The organism is Paenibacillus sp. FSL E2-0190, assembly GCF_037992965.1.
GTDB lineage: Bacteria > Bacillota > Bacilli > Paenibacillales > Paenibacillaceae > Paenibacillus_AQ > Paenibacillus_AQ odorifer.
This window is the reverse complement of the sequence record NZ_CP150306.1, coordinates 549645-567634: the sequence shown is the minus strand read 5'-3', so window position 1 is coordinate 567634 and position 17990 is coordinate 549645. Positions and strand designations below refer to the sequence as shown.

The 17990-nt window shown below is 44.4% G+C and carries 16 protein-coding genes and 1 riboswitch; of the genes, 4 read left to right on the top strand and 12 right to left on the bottom strand.

What is annotated here, in order from left to right:
- Positions 1 to 123: 123 nt before the first annotated feature.
- From NST25_RS02475 to NST25_RS02430, 10 genes are all read right to left on the bottom strand, one after another.
- The gene (locus NST25_RS02475) at positions 124 to 1008 is read right to left on the bottom strand and encodes a UbiA-like polyprenyltransferase (RefSeq protein WP_036681005.1); all 885 of its coding nucleotides are present in this window, start codon (positions 1006 to 1008) and stop codon (positions 124 to 126) included.
- Positions 1009 to 1046: 38 nt separating this feature from the next.
- Positions 1047 to 2333 (bottom strand): aspartate aminotransferase family protein, encoded by a 1287-nt coding sequence (locus tag NST25_RS02470; RefSeq protein WP_076307930.1) that lies wholly within the window; start codon positions 2331 to 2333, stop codon positions 1047 to 1049.
- Positions 2334 to 2430: 97 nt separating this feature from the next.
- On the bottom strand, positions 2431 to 4356 hold the full coding sequence (locus NST25_RS02465; protein ID WP_076304343.1) for a U32 family peptidase: 1926 nt from the start codon (positions 4354 to 4356) through the stop codon (positions 2431 to 2433).
- A gap of 43 nt (positions 4357 to 4399) precedes the next feature.
- The gene (locus NST25_RS02460; protein WP_076304342.1) at positions 4400 to 5191 is read right to left on the bottom strand and encodes an energy-coupling factor transporter transmembrane component T; all 792 of its coding nucleotides are present in this window, start codon (positions 5189 to 5191) and stop codon (positions 4400 to 4402) included.
- The gene (locus NST25_RS02455) at positions 5184 to 6086 is read right to left on the bottom strand and encodes an ATP-binding cassette domain-containing protein (RefSeq protein ID WP_076302342.1); all 903 of its coding nucleotides are present in this window, start codon (positions 6084 to 6086) and stop codon (positions 5184 to 5186) included. The genes NST25_RS02460 and NST25_RS02455 overlap by 8 nt, the downstream gene beginning before the upstream one ends.
- On the bottom strand, positions 6077 to 6931 hold the full coding sequence (locus tag NST25_RS02450) for an ATP-binding cassette domain-containing protein (RefSeq protein WP_076185195.1): 855 nt from the start codon (positions 6929 to 6931) through the stop codon (positions 6077 to 6079). The genes NST25_RS02455 and NST25_RS02450 overlap by 10 nt, the downstream gene beginning before the upstream one ends.
- Positions 6932 to 6960: 29 nt before the next feature.
- Positions 6961 to 7518 carry a Gx transporter family protein gene (locus tag NST25_RS02445; RefSeq protein ID WP_076124520.1) on the bottom strand — a complete coding sequence of 186 codons (558 nt, stop codon included), beginning with the start codon at positions 7516 to 7518 and terminating at the stop codon, positions 6961 to 6963.
- Positions 7502 to 7891, bottom strand: coding sequence for a NusG domain II-containing protein (locus NST25_RS02440; RefSeq protein WP_036681022.1), 390 nt, complete (start codon positions 7889 to 7891; stop codon positions 7502 to 7504). Before NST25_RS02440 ends, NST25_RS02445 begins: the two co-directional genes overlap by 17 nt.
- Before the next feature lie 857 nt (positions 7892 to 8748).
- Positions 8749 to 9645 carry an alpha/beta hydrolase gene (locus NST25_RS02435; RefSeq protein WP_340393262.1) on the bottom strand — a complete coding sequence of 299 codons (897 nt, stop codon included), beginning with the start codon at positions 9643 to 9645 and terminating at the stop codon, positions 8749 to 8751.
- A 146-nt stretch (positions 9646 to 9791) separates the two neighbouring features.
- Positions 9792 to 12629, bottom strand: coding sequence for a choice-of-anchor A family protein (locus NST25_RS02430; RefSeq protein ID WP_340393261.1), 2838 nt, complete (start codon positions 12627 to 12629; stop codon positions 9792 to 9794).
- A 108-nt stretch (positions 12630 to 12737) separates the two neighbouring features.
- Positions 12738 to 12828, bottom strand: a riboswitch (cyclic di-GMP riboswitch).
- Between the two features lie 495 nt (positions 12829 to 13323).
- Between NST25_RS02430 and NST25_RS02425 the strand changes: the two genes are divergently transcribed.
- Positions 13324 to 13716, top strand: coding sequence for a hypothetical protein (locus tag NST25_RS02425; RefSeq protein WP_051491249.1), 393 nt, complete (start codon positions 13324 to 13326; stop codon positions 13714 to 13716).
- Positions 13717 to 13915: 199 nt separating this feature from the next.
- Here NST25_RS02425 and NST25_RS02420 read toward each other — a convergent pair whose 3' ends face one another.
- On the bottom strand, positions 13916 to 14329 hold the full coding sequence (locus NST25_RS02420) for an ASCH domain-containing protein (RefSeq protein ID WP_076179467.1): 414 nt from the start codon (positions 14327 to 14329) through the stop codon (positions 13916 to 13918).
- A 355-nt stretch (positions 14330 to 14684) separates the two neighbouring features.
- Here NST25_RS02420 and NST25_RS02415 point away from each other — a divergent pair, with 355 nt between their 5' ends.
- The 3 genes from NST25_RS02415 (at position 14685) to NST25_RS02405 (ending at position 16679) form a co-directional block, all read left to right on the top strand.
- The gene (locus NST25_RS02415; protein ID WP_076124523.1) at positions 14685 to 15029 is read left to right on the top strand and encodes a DUF3221 domain-containing protein; all 345 of its coding nucleotides are present in this window, start codon (positions 14685 to 14687) and stop codon (positions 15027 to 15029) included.
- 879 nt (positions 15030 to 15908) lie between these two features.
- Positions 15909 to 16238 (top strand): hypothetical protein, encoded by a 330-nt coding sequence (locus NST25_RS02410; RefSeq protein ID WP_076124526.1) that lies wholly within the window; start codon positions 15909 to 15911, stop codon positions 16236 to 16238.
- A gap of 225 nt (positions 16239 to 16463) precedes the next feature.
- Positions 16464 to 16679, top strand: coding sequence for a hypothetical protein (locus tag NST25_RS02405; RefSeq protein WP_076124528.1), 216 nt, complete (start codon positions 16464 to 16466; stop codon positions 16677 to 16679).
- A 275-nt stretch (positions 16680 to 16954) separates the two neighbouring features.
- On the opposite strand, the gene NST25_RS02400 is transcribed toward NST25_RS02405, so the two are convergent.
- A complete protein-coding gene (locus tag NST25_RS02400) occupies positions 16955 to 17758 on the bottom strand; it encodes an undecaprenyl-diphosphate phosphatase (RefSeq protein WP_076220559.1) in 804 nt (267 codons plus the stop codon).
- Between the last annotated feature and the right edge of the window lie 232 nt (positions 17759 to 17990).

Here is a 17990-nt window from a genome sequence, read left to right as displayed (position 1 = left end):
AAGCTAGCGTAGCCAGCTTTCCGATCCCCTTGCCTCCCCCTTTTGGGTAGGCTATTGTCTTCTGTTGTTAGTTTGAGGGCAATGCGCCAATGCTCAGCCAGCCGGCTCCCCAAAGCCAGCTCCCTAACTAACATAGAAAAAATCAATCAGCGTACACAATAATATCACTATGCTGATTACCTGATTTAGATTATAAGAAGCCACCTTCATCAGCTTACGATTCGAAGGTTTTATAATCTTATGCTCGGTCATCAGGAGCAATGTAGCGATACCAATCCCAACTAAATACATCCATCCGAGATCCTGCCATACGTATAGAAATAATAGCAGCATAATCATAATGAAGTGTAGACCTTTGGCGATACGCAGCGCATTCTCTAATCCAAAGAAGCTCGGAATAGACCATAACCCATGCCGCCGGTCAAATTCAATGTCCTGAGTGCCGTAGATAATATCAAATCCGGCAATCCAGAGCATAACTACCGTCCCGATCACAAACGGGGTAAATGCGATATTTCCGGTTACGGCAAACCATGCACCAATCGGTGCGGAAGCAATAACAAAGCCTAAATATAAATGGCTTAGAAAGGTAAAACGTTTTGTATAAGAATAAGTCGATATTAACACGATTGCTACCGGCGATAAGAGCAGGCAGAGCAAGTTCAGCATGCCTGAAGCCACAATAAAGATGGCATAATTGACAATAACAAAGACAACCACTTCTTTTTCTGCCAATAACCGTTGTGGCAAATGCCGATGTGCCGTACGAGGATTCTGTTCATCAAACGTACGGTCTGCCAGCCGATTGAATGCATTAGCGCCATTACGGGCACCGATCAATGCAATCAGACCCCAGATCATCACATGCCCTGATGGCCAGCCCCCAGCAGCCCACACCATCGAGATAATGGCAAACGGCAGCGAAAAAAGCGTATGAGAGAACATCACCAGTTCACTGAACATTTTAAGCTTTAGGCCTGCAGTTTTAAAAATGTTTAGAATAGCCATTCGTTTTCCTCTTTCTTCGCTACTTGAAATTCATTATATTAGTCATTAAGCTCCGCAAGGACTTCATTCAGGTTGTAAAGCAGCCCGTCGATATCCTCTTCCGTAATAATCATCGGCGGTTGAAAGGCTAGTACGTTGCGTCCTATGCCATTTTTGCCGATCAGGTATCCTCTGTCTTTCATCGCTTCCAGTACTTGATCTGTAAGCGCCGCAGAGCCTTCTGCATCCTCACCAGCAAGCTCCGCTCCCAACATAAGCCCAATTCCCCGTACATCCACAATAAGCGAAGGATAACGGTCTTGAAGGGTCTTTAGCCCTGCTTTCAATCGTTCTCCGAGCAGCACTGAGCGTTCAGGAAGCCGTTCATCGCGAATATAATCAAGCACAGCCAGCGCCGTTGCAGCAGATACCGGATTTCCTCCAAAGGTGGAAGCCGACGGACGGTTCAGCGCGAGGGCAATCTCATCCGTTGTCGCAAAGGCTGCCACCGGAATTCCATTCCCCAGTGCCTTGGCCATACTTATAATATCGGGCACTACGTCAAAATGCTCCATAGCAAATATTTTGCCTGTACGACCAAATCCAGTTTGAATTTCATCAGCGATCAGAAGTACGCCGTATCTCTCCAGCAACATTTTGACCTCACTGAAATAGGTTGGCGTTGGCATAATCATACCACCATTGCCTTGGATTGGCTCTACGATCATTGCGGCGATAGTATTCCCCTTCTCCTCAAGCACTCGCTCCAGAGATTCCAGGGATAGTGCAGCGGCTTCCTCCAGAGATAGTTCTGGATGATATGGGCGAGGAATAAACTCAACGTCATGATCCAAGTATTTATCGGTACGCCACATCGGCAGACCTGTCACACTCATAGTTAGATTGGTACGGCCGTGTAAACCACTTTCCAGTGCAATGAACCCTTTGCGTCCTGTATACATCCGGGCAAGCAGCAGTGCGCCTTCATTTGCCTCTGAGCCGCTGTTCACGAAAAAGGTTCGGCGTAGACCGCCTGGCATAACCTCTTCCAGACGTTCAGCCAAATCCACATTTGGCTGAGTTAAATAGATCGTAGACGTATGCTGCAGCTGCTGCAGTTGCTCAATCGTACGTTCAGTTATGGCTGGATTGCAGTGCCCACAGGCAACTACAGATACACCTGCGAAGAAATCTGTATATTGTTTGCCATGTTCATCATACACAAACTGCATCGAACCTCGCACAAGCTGAGGCGCATCGCGGTAAAAATGCTGTGTACACGGATAGAAATATTGCTTACGTTTTGCCGCTACGGCTTCTCTTCCGATGAATTCTTGTTGTTCCATGATTGATTCCCTCTCTTCTTGTGAAAATAGTAACTTATTCATAGAGTACTGTGCATTCTTCTTACTAGCAGACGGTATTTTGCCCCAAAAAATAGAATTAGTTAAATTGCAGCGAACCTAGAGTATAACCCGCATAAATGGGCTCAAGACCACCTAGCATATCATCTTTCACTTCAGTACGATTCATAGCTTGTTGATAAGAAATTATAATTTCACGCAACTGCTTAGCGCTATATGTCGCTCCTTCAATACGGAAACTAGATATGCCTAGATCAATCATCTCACCAAGCAACGGCAAATAGCAGAGCTCCTTCGCGAACAAAAGATGGCAACGGCCGTGCTGATCACGATATACCGGATTTTCACCTTTGTCTGTTTTTAGAACCAATACATTATTGTGCACATATTGATTATCCTCTTCAGCAATAGGCTCCATTACTTCAGTATTCTCATAAAGATCATGTTCCATATACATTAGTGCAGGTGTACCATGTACAACAACTTCCAAAGGCGTGTCACAACGCGAGGCAAAGGTAGCAAAGTGCTCCAGCGTCATTTCCGGTGAAACCGAAAGCTGAGTTAAACCTAATTTTGCATATAATTGGGCTGAAAGATGATTGTAGACATTTAAACTACCATCTCCAATTAACGGATAACCTGTAGAACTGTATCTGCGAATCGCTCCCAAATTAGTAACGATTAGACCGTCGATCGGCAAGCGTTCTCCACCAAGCAATTGATCATATTGATCAAAATGCAGCTCGGTCATCATGCGTGGCAACCCTAAATAGATTTTGCTATCGCCTTTTAGCTCACCAAGTTCCTTAATATCACGTTTTGTAAAAGGTCTGTCCGGTTCAAATACATCCCCCGGCAAGTATAAACTATCCACACCCAGCTCCAATACTACGCGCGCCTGTTCCATATTATTCACACGTACAGCCAACTTAGCTTTTGTTGTCTTTGGTTTCTTTTCTTGTGCCAAACGTTCCCGCAATTCCTCTACACGTTTTTCAGATAGCTCACGTTCTGCGGTTGGTGTGCTAAATACTTTTCCAGTGCTATAGAATTTGCCCGTACCTTCATAACGACGGTTAATGTTAGCTAACCCTGGTTTACCAAAAGCATAAGCTGTCGAAAAGTCGCGCTTGCGGTTGTTGTACAGCTCTTTAGTATCAACCGTACGATCAAAGCCAATCGGATCATCGATATATCGGTCAATGGCTTCGCCGTAGCTATTCGCCAGCATCACCATAAAATCCTTATCACGCATACGGCCTTCTATTTTGAAGGAAGTAATGCCTGATTCAATCAATTCCGGAAGATGCTCATACATAAACATATCTTTGACAGCCAGTGGATATTCAGCAGGATATACATATCCGTCTTTTTTAACCCGATAATCCCAGCGGCAAGGCTTCATACATTTTCCCCGGTTGCTGCTCATGCCAAAAACATGGGAACTGAAGTAACAATTTGCACCATGCACAGAGCACATATCCCCGTGAATAAAATATTCCAGCTCCATACCACTCCGCTGACCAAGCAGCTTAGCTGTCTGCAGGTCCATTTCCCGCGAGGTAACTACACGAGTTACACCCAGATCACGCAGCGCATAGATCATCTCCAGGTTGTGAACATTCATCATTACAGAAGAGTGAATAGGAAGGTTAAGCTCCATCTCCCGAATAAGCTCCAACACTGCCATATCCTGAACAATCAAGGCATCTGGCCGAGCACCATCAAGGAAACGCAAGTATTCTCTAGCTTCCTCCACATCTTCCTCACTAAAAAGATTATTCACAGTGATATACACTTTTTTGTCTAGACGGTGTGCGATATCAAGTGCCTCTACGATCTCTTCATGAGTAAGATTATAACCTTTACGCATCATTCTCATATTCAATACAGGTCCACCAAAATAAACTGCATCACACCGTGATTGGATCACTTCCTTGAAAATCTCAAACGTTCCTGCGGGTGCGAGTAATTCGACTTCTCTACCGTTAAAATAACGTGCCATTCAAGTTCCCTCCCAAGTTGATACTACTAATAGGGAATGAGTATTATAACAAAGCTACTGCAATTCCCATGACCACAAACATCCCAATAAAAACAGTATCGAATTTGCCCCACCTTAGGCGGTGATACCGACTGCGGGGAGCATCCATGCGAAAACCGCGGGCTTCCATGGAATACACCAGATCCTGAGCACGCCTAAAGGCACTGGCGATAATCGGGACCAGCAGGGAGACTAACATCCGTCCCTTTTCCTTCAAAGGCAGCTCTTTCAGATCGGCTCCCCTTGAGGCCTGCGCTTTCATTATGATCTGCGATTCATCTAGAATCGTAGGAATGAAACGAAGTGAAATGCTGATCATCAGCGTGATACGGTCAGGGGATAAGCCAAGCTTTTTGAAGGGTGTCAAGATCCCCTCCAGCCCTTGATTCAGCTTCCCCGGCGTTGTTGTGAAGGTCAGAAGCGCTGTAAAGGTGATAAGAAAGAACATGCGGATGACCGAAAATGCCCCTAATCTTAGCCCTCCCTCATAGATAGACCAGGAACCAAGAGTCAGCACTACCTCCCCTGTCTTTACAGACACCACCTGCACAATAAAGATAAACAACATTAAATAACGTAAAGGCTTAGCTGCTTTCAGGAAGTATTTAAGCGGAATCTTCGTTGAAGCCATAACGGCTATCGAAAAAATAGCCAGCACAGCCATGGCCATCCACGAACGTGAGAGCAGGATAACAGCTACGTATAATAGCATGCCAGTGATTTTGGCACGAGCATCCAGTTTGTGCACCCACGAACCGGTCTCAATACTCCTACCTAAGATCAGTTTCTCATTCATGGTCATCCCTCTTTCCATCGGGCTTACCAGTGCTTATTGATTCCGCTGGCAGCGAAGCTATAAGCTCTGCCAGACTCTCAGCCGTCAAGCGGGGGGCTTCATCCACAAGACCTAAATGATCAGCAACTGCACGCCAGTAACGAAGGGACTGTGGAACCGTCAAACCACACTGTTCCAGAATTGAAGGATCATCTGCAAGCACCTTTACACTGCCCTGAAACGCCGTGCTGCCCTCTTTAAGTACAACCCAGCTGTCCGCATAGGGCAATAGCTCATCCATCCGATGCGTGACGATAATGATCGTTCTGCCCTGCTCACGACATAATCTCTCCAGCAAGCTGATTAGCTCTGCACGGCTAATGGGATCAAGCGTTGCCGTGGGCTCATCCAGAACGATGACCTCAGGGTCCATAGCTAGCACGGAAGCGATAGCCGCCTTACGCATTTGTCCACCGCTCAATTGGAAAGGATTCCGCTCTAGCAGTGCGAGATCCAGCCCCATATCTGACATGGCCTGACGTGCACGTGACTTTGCCTCTTCGAGACTCATGCCGAAATTAAGGGGACCGAAAATGAGATCCTTCTCGACCGTATCTTCGAACATCTGTTGCTCCGGAAATTGAAATACCAATCCGACTCGGCGGCGCAGTGGCATTAGCTTAGGTGACTTCTCACCAGCCTGAATAGTTACATCAAGCACTTTTACCGTACCCTCGGTTGGTTTCAGTATCCCGTTAAACAATTGCAGCAGCGTCGATTTACCTGAGCCCGTCGCCCCCGCAATACCAACCATCGAGCCAATGGGTACACTGAGGTTAATGTCCCGGAGCGCCGTCAGCTTCCAGAGGCTTCGGTCAGCGTAGGTGTAACTTACTTGCTGTAATTCTATGGCCATAACGTGTCTATAAGCTCCTTTTCACTGGTCGGAACATCCACATGAATACCCTGGTTCTGCAGCTCGCGTGCAAGGCGCCAAGGATAAGGTTCACGCAGATGGCATTTTTCCAGAAGCTCCTCGTTCCGGAACAACTCCGCCGGTGTAACATCTGCAGCCAAACCACCTCCATGCAGCGCAAGCACCCGATCCGATGCCAAAATCTCATCTGCATCATGCGTAATCATGAGGATCGTGTACTTCCCTTCTGCCCGCATATCCTGCAGAATACCGAGAAGGTCATTTCTGCTTCCTTCATCCAACATAGAAGAGGCCTCGTCAAAAATGACGATGCCTGGTTCCATAGCAAGAATGGAAGCGATAGCAACACGCTGCTTTTGACCTCCCGACAGCTCACCCGGATGCTTGGACAACAGATGATTTATTCCTAGTCTCGTCGTATAGGAGTGCAAACGTTCAGCCATCTCTTCGTACGGCAAACAAAGCCCTTCCAGGCCGAATAGGATATCTTCCTCTACAGTGGCTCCAATAAACTGATTATCCGGATTTTGGAACACCATTCCGATACATTGCCGAATGCTTCCGATCGTTTCCTCACTAAGCAGCATGCCACTAACCACAATCTCACCAGCCCCCTTAGGCAGCAGAGCATTGAGCAGCTTGACCAACGTAGACTTCCCGCAGCCATTAGGACCAACCAAGCTGACCCATTGTCCTTGAGAGATAGATAACGTTATATTGTGAAGAATCGGATGCTCGGGATCATAGCCAAACGATACCCCATCCAGAGAGATGACTGCTTGTCCCTCTCCCTCTAAGTCTTGACCTTCGTATGATTCATTCATGTTAGTCATCCTTCCGCTGATGTGACTAATCAGTCCAAAAATTCTTCAAACAGCGATATTTTTGACAATGACGCCACCAAATAACGGACTGCATAGCCCACGGCAATTCCTGTTACTACCCCAGTGATCAGCAGCATGGGAAGATAATAAAAAATACTAAGTGATGCAAATACCATAGAAGCTGCCAGCAGCTGACCGATATTATGCGCAATCCCACCGGCTATACTAATTCCGATCAAGCTTATACTCTTACCTTTGCCACTAATCAGCATCAGCACAAACATAACAACAAAGCTAAAAAGTGAACCAAATAAACTAAACAGCAAGCTTGAGAAGGTACCTAGCAGAAATGCAGTAAGCAGTGTTTTGAGGATGACAAGCAGCAAAGCATCCCGTCCACGTAAAAAGTAAATACAAGTCAAAATCATAATGTTGGCCAGTCCGAGCTTAGCACCCGGCACCAGTCCCATTCCGGATAACGGAATCTGTGCCTCTATTAAACTTAACACTACTGCCACTGCGGCGAAAATCGCAATAATCACTGTTCTTTTTAAAGCTGTTGCAGATTCACTACTGGACATAGGCATCTATATCATCCTCCCCCGACGCACTGGTGATTTCGACTAATACTCTATGCGGTAGACAGACAATCGTCTGTTTGGGCAGGGTAATAAAACCAAAACCTAGGCAAACTTTATCAGCGCAATCGGCATCGTACATTTCAATCCCGTAATCATGCACCTTCAAAATGTTATAGCCGCGTTCCGTGCGGACCTCAATGGTTTGTTCTTCTTTTGTAAGCTTTACCGTTTTAAATAACTCACCGTCCACCGTTACATTGGCTATGAGATTTTTACCGGCCCCACCTTTGTCATCATTGTCCGAAAACCATCTCGGTACGAGAAAAGCGAGCGCAGCAATCAATACGATGGAAATCAGCCACACATCTGCGCGTTTCATAAAAATCTCCCTTATTTTTTAATTAAAATCCAGACTTATTAATTATAACGGTCTACCCTCAATCCTTCAATCAATGTTGGAGTTTATTGTCAGTTTTAGAGAGCTGTTCACAAAATAGGCACGCAAAATAACCCCAGCAGACACAACCCATTCGTCTCTGGCATTTTCAGTTGAAGTTTGTAGCGTTTGCAAAAATATCCAACTTACATTTTAGCCCATTTGCACCGAGATCGCCCATCTCCTCTGGTTTACTAGCTTTTCCGGAATAATTCACAATTAACCCAATTTAAGTTACTTTCAAAATCTAAGCGCCCCTTATCGAGGTTTGTTCCTCTCTAGAATCAAATAAACCTTATCTTGGAATTCATTATTATATTTGCCTTTTAAACAATAGTGTGTTATATTTATATGGTATTTGTTTTTCGATATATTGAATATCCCCACCAAGAAGATGTCAGGCCGACTATTATACACATCGGCATTTTGGACAAAGAGGCTTTATGTTTTCTTGCAGTACTCTTCCTTTTTATGAGATTAAATTCGAAATATAGCATTCCGATTCACACTGGCGCGGTCAATGGAGCCGCAAGGGCAAAAGAGAGGTAGGGCTTTTGTCGTATTGGAAGGATTATTCTCGCCACACGGCTGCTGGAAATAACAAGGAATTAAGACACCCGTTACTCACGAACGGCGGGGGATGAATATAACGAGAAAGCATGACGGTACGATCCTTATTCAAGGACTACGTCATGTGTGGAAAAATATAGGCGCCCGATAATCGCTACCTAGCGGATATCGGGCGCTGTCTACGTTCAGGACTTATTTTACATATCGACTTACAAAAGCTGTTACTACATCTATATACCCTCCTTATCCGTATCATAAGACAATCCATGCCCCGCTTGCGGTACTATGAGCCTCTCTTTTGGACTCTGGCATGCCTCATACAATTCATTCATCATAGCAAAAGGTACAAAGTTATCCGCATCCCCATGAATAAAAAGAATCGGAGCCTTCGCTTTCCGCACTTGTTTTAATGCAGAGGCTTCACCAAAGCCATACCCCGCCTTCAAGCGGGTGATTAGACTTGCACTTTGAACGAAAGGGAAACTTGGCAAGCGATACATTCGTCGTAGTTGGTAAGATAATTGTGCTTTTACTGAGGTATAAGCGCAGTCCGCAACAATAGCTTTTACCTGCGGCGGAAGATCTTCCCCTGAGGTCATTAGCACTGTAGCACCACCCATAGAGACACCGTGAAGCACAATTTGAGCACTAGGCCCAGTCTTTTTAATCATGTATTCAATCCATTGCAAATAATCTTTTCGTTCCGGCCAACCAAAACCAATGTAATCCCCTGCGCTATCTCCATGCCCTCTTGCATCGGGAATTAGGATGTTAAAGCCTAAGTTCTCGTAGTAGATTTTGGCGTACGCCCCCATATCCTTTGCTTTACCTGAATAACCGTGGGCTAGAATGGCTGTGCGTCCCGCAGCACGATTAGATTGGAGTAAGTAACCTCTTAGTTTAAGTCCATCTGCAGATACGATCTCAATATTCTCGAAGCTCTGGCGAGAGACCCAATCCTTCCCCTCCCCCCAAGAAGCTCCGGCAACCGGAGGATCAGCCTTCAGATTAGGATTATTACTTAGAAATACCTTTGGCGCTCGTTTAATAGCAATACCATAGAAGAAAAATCCCACATAGATTAGAATCCCTATGATGATTACAGCGCTAATAATAAACCATATCAATTCGCCTTCGCCATCCCCTCTTCATTTCTTTTCCAACAAGAGTATACCATCTACTTAGAATGCACCAAACTATCGCAATCATGACATACAAATAGAGCCGCCATCGGAACACTCCCGAAAGCGACTCTATGTTGATCTAACCTTTATTATTTATTCTTTTTGGAGAACTTGGTTCTCATTAATAATCCGATAAGTGCAAAACCTAAACCTGCTACATAGTAAGGTGCAGGACTTGATTCACCCGTTTTTGGCAATTCCTTCACTGGTGGCTTTCCTAATGGGATCGTATCGTCCACTACGATGATTTCATCAGGTGTTGGTGTTGGCGTTGGTGTCACTGCCGGTACCGGACCTAATGGGATCTCATCATCATCAACAAGTACTTCTGTGCTATTCGACGGTGTTGGTACTGGCGCTGGTGTCGGCGAAGCTACAGGCCCAAGCGGCACGGGATCTTCTGCAAGAACTATAGTGCCAATTACGGATGATGGCGTTGGTGTCGGGAACACAGAAGTCTCTGGTGTCGACGTTGGTGTTACCTCTGGCGTTACCGTCGGTGTTGGTGTTGCTTCAGGCGTTACCGTCGGTGTCGGTGTTGCCTCTGGTGTTACCGTCGGTGTTGGTGTTGCCTCAGGCGTTACCGTCGGTGTTGGTGTTGCCTCAGGCGTTACCGTCGGTGTTGGTGTTGCTTCAGGCGTTACCGTCGGTGTCGGTGTTGCCTCTGGTGTTACCGTCGGTGTCGGTGTTGCCTCTGGTGTTACCGTTGGTGTTGGTGTTACCTCTGGTGTTACCGTCGGTGTTGGTGTTACCTCTGGCGTTACCGTCGGTGTTGGTGTTACCTCTGGCGTTACCGTCGGTGTCGGTGTTGCTTCAGGCGTCGGCGTTGGTGTCGGCGTCACTGTCGGCGTTGGCGTTGGTGTCGGCGTCGGCGTTACCGTCGGCGATGGCGTTGGCGTCGGCGTTGCCTCAGGTGTTACCGTCGGCGTTGGCGTCGGCGTTGGCGTCGGTGTTGGCGTCACTGTCGGCGTTGGTGTCGGTGTTGGCGTCACTGTCGGCGTTGGTGTCACTGTCGGCGTCGGCGTTGGTGTCGGCGTCGGCGTCGGCGTTGGCGTTGGTGTCGGTGTTGGCGTCACTGTCGGCGTTGGTGTCACTGTCGGCGTCGGCGTTGGTGTCGGTGTCACTGTCGGCGTTGGTGTCGGTGTTGGTGTCGGTGTTGGCGTCACTGTCGGCGTTGGTGTCGGTGTTGGCGTCACTGTCGGCGTTGGTGTCACTGTTGGCGTCGGTGTCACTGTCGGCGTTGACGTCGGCGTTGGCGTCGGTGTTGGTGTTGGTGTCGGTGTCGGTGTTGGCGTCACTGTCGGCGTTGGTGTCGGTGTTGGCGTCACTGTCGGCGTTGGTGTCGGTGTTGGCGTCACTGTCGGCGTTGGTGTCGGCGTCGGCGTTGGTGTCACTGTCGGCGTCGGACATGGTGTTGGCGTCGGTGTCGGCGTTGGTGTCACTGTCGGCGTCGGCGTTGGTGTCACTGTTGGTGTCGGCGTCACTGTCGGCGTTGGTGTCGGCGTCGGCGTTGGCGTTGGTGTCGGCGTTGGTGTCGGTGTTGGTGTCGGTGTTGGCGTCACTGTCGGCGTTGGTGTCGGTGTTGGCGTCACTGTCGGCGTTGGTGTCACTGTCGGCGTCGGCGTTGGTGTCACTGTCGGCGTCGGCGTTGGTGTCACTGTCGGCGTCGGCGTTGGTGTCACTGTCGGCGTCGGCGTTGGTGTCACTGTCGGCGTCGGCGTTGGTGTTGGTGTCACTGTCGGCGTTGGTGTCGGTGTTGGCGTCACTGTCGGCGTTGGTGTCGGTGTTGGTGTCACTGTTGGCGTTGGCGTCGGTGTCACTGTCGGCGTCGGCGTTGGCGTCGGTGTTGGTGTCGGTGTTGGCGTTGGTGTTGGTGTCACTGTCGGCGTTGGTGTCGGTGTTGGCGTCACTGTCGGCGTTGGTGTCGGTGTTGGCGTCACTGTCGGCGTTGGTGTCACTGTTGGTGTTGGCGTCGGTGTCACTGTCGGCGTTGGCGTCACTGTCGGCGTTGGTGTCACTGTTGGTGTCGGCGTCACTGTCGGCGTTGGTGTCGGCGTTGGTCCGGGTTCATCACCATCGTATGGATAGTGGTGAAATTCACCACCACCAGTACCTTTGAGTGAAGCCGCCACTAAAGTACCGTTAATCTGACCATTAATAAAATCAACATGAGCATAGGGGGCAAGTATGCTTCCCATTACACCTATGCCTGCCATATCAAGATACGCAGCTTGGCTAAAGTTAAGCAAAATTTTCTTGCTGTTCAACACGTTATTAGGTAGAAATCCGAAGTTTTTCATTTTTACGTTAGAACCATCAATATTAATAATTGCAGTAGATCCTGAAGGAACATTTATTGTAATTCCGTAGGTATTAGAGACGTTATCTCCTGAAACATTAAAAACATTGACCGCAGGATCTGTACCTGTCAGGGTAAGGCTGCCATATTGGTACACTGTTGTTCCATTCGCCGGCAATGCTGCAAGTTCTGCTGATTTGTCCTTCAAAGACTGACCTACGGCTGAAAAGTCAATCGTACTCCCCTGTCTTTTTGTACCACCCTTGAGGAGCGTTACATTCCCTGAAAAATCTCCCCCGTGCACGATATTCCCATAAACAGTACCTCCGTTGAAAGTAAGATTCCCTCCAACAACAAGTGTGTCAGTCAGGGAAACCTCTGCAGCGGTCAACCTATCTCCAACACTATAGTTGGTTAAGTTAACGTTACCTCCAGCAGCAAACCTTCCTTCCGTATCCGAAACTGTTGTTATATCCCCTAGAATAAACACGTTGTAGACCGCTGCAATTCCCAATGTAGAAGAACTACTAGCTCCAGCAACTCCAGCTCCCAATGAGGAAAGCCCACTACCTACCGTCAAAATCCCAGCTAATACAAGCGAGAGTAACGGTTTTATTCTTCTTTTCAAATGGCACACCTCCTAAAACTATGATTTATATTAATCAGAATAATTACCAGAAACTCTAAAGGACCTAACAACAAAAAAGACCGCCAAAAAGAAGTGAAATTCCCTTCTCATGGCAGTCGGACGGTCATTGTGCCTTTAAGACACTTTAGACTCCTGGACTTTGCGTCCCGCCCTTTCAGACGGTTTGCTATTATCATGACTATATATATGTATTACACTGCAAGTCCAGAACTGGTAGCTGAAGCATTCTATCCAATAACAGTCTATGACTTTTAATACTTTTGAATTAATAACAGTTTAGCTCCCGACACCCACAATTGTCAATCAATTCCTTTCGATAATTCCCCGCATTAGTACCACACAAAAAAAGCGCCTAAAGGCGCTTCGCATAAGGTTTTTCATTAAATTTTAAAGTAACTGTATATAGCCCAATATGGATATCCATAAGGGAACACTCAGAATTAAACCAAAAAACAATCCACGCTGGAGGCTGCCCTCTTTTTCCATCATAATTCTCCTTTATGTGTGTCCGATACATTAATTTTTATTATTACAATTTTTAATATAATTTATTCTTCGTTATTTAGTTGTGAATTTAATCACATTGGATAAGCTGTTTAGAAATACCATTGATTATTTTTGGAATATCGGGGTAGAATACGAATATACGTTCCTATTAGAGGTGATGAGATTCATGCATAGAGCAGAAAGCAGGGACAACATGCTGGTGAAATCTTATTTATTGCTTCCGATGATTTTATCAGCTTTCGAACGGGACTCCGCCATTTTATCTACACACTTACGAACACCCGCCCCTTATCTGGAGGTTCTTGGAACAGCTGCTGCAGTAGCTACAACAGATCTAAGGGATGTCCGTGCAGAAATGAGAAGACGGGGAATCAAGGTGTATGAGCAAAACAGACTTAATACGGGAATTGAAGCCAAGTATATATGTCGTGGCTATCATGAACGAATGCTGCTGTTGAATGACATTGTTGCGGCTCAGGCTGCCATCCATATGCGCAGATACCTAGGGCTGGATATTTCATCTTTTAAGAGTTACGAAGAACAGTACCAGATTAAGTAAAGCTGTATAGAAGCCGCTGCGCTCTCTCCCCCCAATCAATTAGTGAACAAAAAAATAGGCCTTACCATGGGAGTTGGCAAGACCTGAGAGAGATATACCACAAAACACTGGGGGGTGTTTGGTGTCTCTAATATATACCTCGAACCTGAAAAAAAGCTGATAGGCACATAAAAATTACATTAAAAATATTGTTCGCCGTTCAGAAGTGATTGGAGTGCTCCCACAAGCTTAGCCGACCTTTAGCTGGAATTGGATGACTTAATGGATGAACCCCTTCAAGCTTCCAGGCAAACCGTCCTTCGCTATAGTCGCCAAAATCATATTCGTTCCCATTGATCCATTCCCTTAAATCCACCTCTGGAGTAACCACATAACATCCCGCGAGCTGACCTGTAGCAATAATAGCTCCTGTCGGCAAATTATTCGCTGTATAGCCATGTTTCGCCAATACTGATTTGTACGGTTCCTGTTCACAAATCTTTTTGTCGATCCGCATCCCGGCATGAATGCCTAACTCGCCGCGGTAGGCTGTTCTCCATGAACGAGTTTCAAACTCTTTTTCACCAAGAGCAATTAAGGTCGCCCAAGGCTGCCGTATTGTTATACACCGCATGATATTTATCCCCTTCGTTTATGTTGGACGTTTGTCACGGATGCACGGATCTCGATCTCGCGTTGTGTAATCTTGCTCACCTTGACCTGATAAATTAAATAATCCCAACCGTTTGGTCGATACTCATTTCCATCATTGATCGCCTCTAAAATAAGAACATTTATTTTTATTATATACAAACAAAAGTTCTTATGAAAATATCAATACTACAGACATTCACCTGTAACTCCCCAGAATCAATAAAGGTCGTCATAATGGAAAGGCTGCTGTTTATTCTTATATTGGTAATGTACTAACTGCTATGCCTGTGCAACCGATTTTAAACTAATGTCGTAACCACTGGAGGGGAAGGTCCATGATTCAAAAACCACGTACTACTATTAAATGGACTCTTATTTTTGTTTTTTTGTTATTAGTCACCGCCTGTAGTAAGAATGATGAAGTTTTGAAAGGAATTGTACACACAATAGATGTAGAAAATAAAAGAATTTTAGTAATTTCTGAATTAAAAGAAGAAGACTTGAACAAGGAATACAAGGAAATTCTCGAATCTAATGAGTACTCTCAAGCCATTTGGGTAAATAAAGTTGCACCTTCTAAATATAAAAAAGGCGATGAGATTAAAGTGTTTTTTGAAGTAAGTGATGATTCATTCCCTGCACAAGTTACCGCCAAAAAGATCACCAAAATCAAGAATTGAGCAAAAAGAATAGAATCTACTATAAAGAAGCGGCGTCTCCAAAAGGGATGGCGCTTCTTTGTGTAGATTTAAGGAGAAATCAGAGTATATAATATGGAACATTATATACTCTCAACATCTCTGTTACGGGAATTCCTGAAGCAGAAATACCCTTCCGAACATATACTATGAATAATCTCTTCCGGACGAAACATTTACATAATCTGAATATAATAATTCTGGAACATTCTGTAAACAAAAAAAGCTCACCTACCGAAGCCAGTGGGCATAATCCCAAGCATTTGGGAATTTACTCTTTGTTGGAATTACTGAAACCTTACCATGTAACAACTATAGGAGCTTATAAAGTCCCTACAGTTGTTGGCAATGTACCTAATAACACGAAGGATCTACTTGAAGATACAGGATCAGCACAAACCCGCGAGACATGCATCGGCGGGTTTCGTATTTTTAAAATTCATCACAATTAATTAGTCCTAGGTCATCTACACCAATAAAACTCTCTTATTATAATATTCGACGTTTATTTATAAAAACTTACAAAACATCTCATTTTTCAAATCGATCTTATAGCTCATATACATCATTAACCATTAAATTTACTATTATCCATGTAAGTAAACACTTCATATGTGAGGATTATCAAAGTATGAAAAAACTAATCGTAGTTTTATCAATCGCTTTATTGACTACCGCAATTGCTCCTTTCGCATCAGCAAATCAATCAAATTCAAGTGTACTATCTCCACAACAAGTAAGCCTTCAACAAGATGCAACAGACAACTATACTCATAATGGTTTCCCAATTAATTCTCCCTGTTCAAAAAGCATCTCAATCTGGTGAAATACTAATAACATTCAGTAGATTGGAGGTTTACCATGACAGAAATTGATGAGAGAAAATGGGGGCAGCAGGATCCTATCAAAGAACCACAAGATCGTTATGAACAGTTTTTAAAAGTTGTATCACTAACCTTTGTGAGTGTCACATTCACTATTATTTTCACTGAGATAAAAATGGGCAACTTTCCCCTTAAGCTCATTTTCTTTGTTATTGGACAATTCCTCATTTATGGATATGTGATGAAGAATCTGTCCAAGACCTCAGAAAAATTCAAAAATTCCTGCAAGAAATTAAAAATAAAGCTACCCATTCTCTACATTTTATATTTCTTGTTTCTCTTCTATATTGGGCAACCATATTTATAAAATTACTCTGTGCAAAAAAGTGACCCCACCAACTTCCGGCAGGGTCTAGATCTATATTATAAGGGGGTTATGTAATTACTATAATCCTCTTAGCTTAAATAAGTATGAAGCCCGTCTAAAGATTTGCTGAATTTTTATTATTTTTATCGAAACCGATCAAACAAGGTAACGTATCAATCTTAATTTCCAAATTACTATATATACAAAATGAAGGTGTGTATAAAGATGAAAATATTCAGTCTATTGCTTGTAGCATTGTCTTCCATTGGAGTAGTTGCCACATTCGGATTTTCAACATTCAGCTTAATCACAGGAATTATAGGAGGGCTTATTGCAGCATTTGCAATTTCAGGCTACTTGCAGTCTGTCAGACGTGATTACCCAAATGAGAGCTATGAGAACAAACATGTTAAGTATCAGTCGAACTATAATACTTGGTAAGCAAAATCCCCACCTTAAACTGGTGGGGATTTTCATATTCCCAAACACTTGTATAATCACTTTGTGATATTAATGGTAGAAGAAACAAACGAGGGATAATGGCTAGCTGTAGAAGTGCTTACACCGAAAATTCATTCCTTAGTTCATAGACTACTTGAGCTTTGTCTTGTTTGGTGATTTCCCCTTGTTTTAACCTCTAGTTAAATCTGTGCAGGATATGATGTATAGCCTTTTTAAAAGCTTCTTTCCCATGATGTTCATATTGACTAATCCAATTACTGTATGACAATTAAATAGAAGAGAGCTGCTAAAACAAACCGGTATAGAGCAAACCACTCCAATCGAAGTCTCTTAATCAGTTTGATGAACGTCACTACTGCAATCATTGCCACAAGAAAGGATGTCGCAAAGCCAATTAACATTAGAAGCAAATCGTCAGAACTCAGCAAATCACGACTATCGTACAAATCCAACAAGCTTGCACCAAACATAACAGGCACAGAAATAAGGAATGTAAAATCTGCAGCGGCTTTTTGGCTAGTGCCAAGCAACAGGCCACCTGAAATCGTCGAACCTGATCTCGAAAATCCCGGCCATAACGCCAAGCATTGAAACAGACCAATTCCGAAAGCCTGTTTATAATTAATCCCATCGATAGTATCAGCGGTTTCAGTCCGCCTATTCCGCGCTGCAATGATCATCAACACGCCACCAACAACTAGACCTATCAAAACAGGGGTTGGGCCAAATAATTGGCTTTTTATTGTGTCCTTGAAGAGAAGATATAGGGTTAATGCTGGTAACATAGCCAAAATCATATGAATGACATTTAATCCTTTGCTTTTGGAAAAATCCATTCTAATCATATTAACCCCAATCTCCAAATACCTTTTCCAATAAAGAATTAAAACTGCCATCACTGCACCCAACTGAATAACAATTTTAAAAGTTATTGCAGCATCTCCCTCAAAGCTAAGCAAATCGCCTGCTAGAATAAGATGTCCAGTAGATGATACTGGTAAAAATTCAGTTAAGCCCTCTATTATGCCAAGTATTATTGCTTTAATTACATCAGTCATCAGTGCATTGTCCCCTTTCGGAAATAAAATCATTTAATTTCCAGTATAAGGGAGACAAGTAAACTTCCCCATCGATTAACCTAACAATATTCAATTCAGAATGACATAATTGTCACATTGCTCATTATTCCAGTCTTAAGTAACTCCTTTATTAAACTATCCTTTCCCGTTAGCATAACAACAGTATCAAACATTAAATTCAACCTGTATCAATAAAAAATCCGTTAACCTT

What these genes read in the sequence shown, in the direction of transcription:
- NST25_RS02475 (WP_036681005.1), bottom strand. Translation starts at nt 1,008, where the DNA reads ATGGCTATTCTAAACATTTTTAAAACTGCAGGCCTAAAGCTTAAAATG.
- NST25_RS02470 (WP_076307930.1), bottom strand. Translation starts at nt 2,333, where the DNA reads ATGGAACAACAAGAATTCATCGGAAGAGAAGCCGTAGCGGCAAAACGT.
- NST25_RS02465 (WP_076304343.1), bottom strand. Translation starts at nt 4,356, where the DNA reads ATGGCACGTTATTTTAACGGTAGAGAAGTCGAATTACTCGCACCCGCA.
- NST25_RS02460 (WP_076304342.1), bottom strand. Translation starts at nt 5,191, where the DNA reads ATGAATGAGAAACTGATCTTAGGTAGGAGTATTGAGACCGGTTCGTGG.
- NST25_RS02455 (WP_076302342.1), bottom strand. Translation starts at nt 6,086, where the DNA reads ATGGCCATAGAATTACAGCAAGTAAGTTACACCTACGCTGACCGAAGC.
- NST25_RS02450 (WP_076185195.1), bottom strand. Translation starts at nt 6,931, where the DNA reads ATGAATGAATCATACGAAGGTCAAGACTTAGAGGGAGAGGGACAAGCA.
- NST25_RS02445 (WP_076124520.1), bottom strand. Translation starts at nt 7,518, where the DNA reads ATGCCTATGTCCAGTAGTGAATCTGCAACAGCTTTAAAAAGAACAGTG.
- NST25_RS02440 (WP_036681022.1), bottom strand. Translation starts at nt 7,891, where the DNA reads ATGAAACGCGCAGATGTGTGGCTGATTTCCATCGTATTGATTGCTGCG.
- NST25_RS02425 (WP_051491249.1), top strand. Translation starts at nt 13,324, where the DNA reads ATGCATAGAGCAGAAAGCAGGGACAACATGCTGGTGAAATCTTATTTA.
- NST25_RS02420 (WP_076179467.1), bottom strand. Translation starts at nt 14,329, where the DNA reads ATGCGGTGTATAACAATACGGCAGCCTTGGGCGACCTTAATTGCTCTT.
- NST25_RS02415 (WP_076124523.1), top strand. Translation starts at nt 14,685, where the DNA reads ATGATTCAAAAACCACGTACTACTATTAAATGGACTCTTATTTTTGTT.
- NST25_RS02410 (WP_076124526.1), top strand. Translation starts at nt 15,909, where the DNA reads ATGACAGAAATTGATGAGAGAAAATGGGGGCAGCAGGATCCTATCAAA.
- NST25_RS02405 (WP_076124528.1), top strand. Translation starts at nt 16,464, where the DNA reads ATGAAAATATTCAGTCTATTGCTTGTAGCATTGTCTTCCATTGGAGTA.
- NST25_RS02400 (WP_076220559.1), bottom strand. Translation starts at nt 17,758, where the DNA reads ATGACTGATGTAATTAAAGCAATAATACTTGGCATAATAGAGGGCTTA.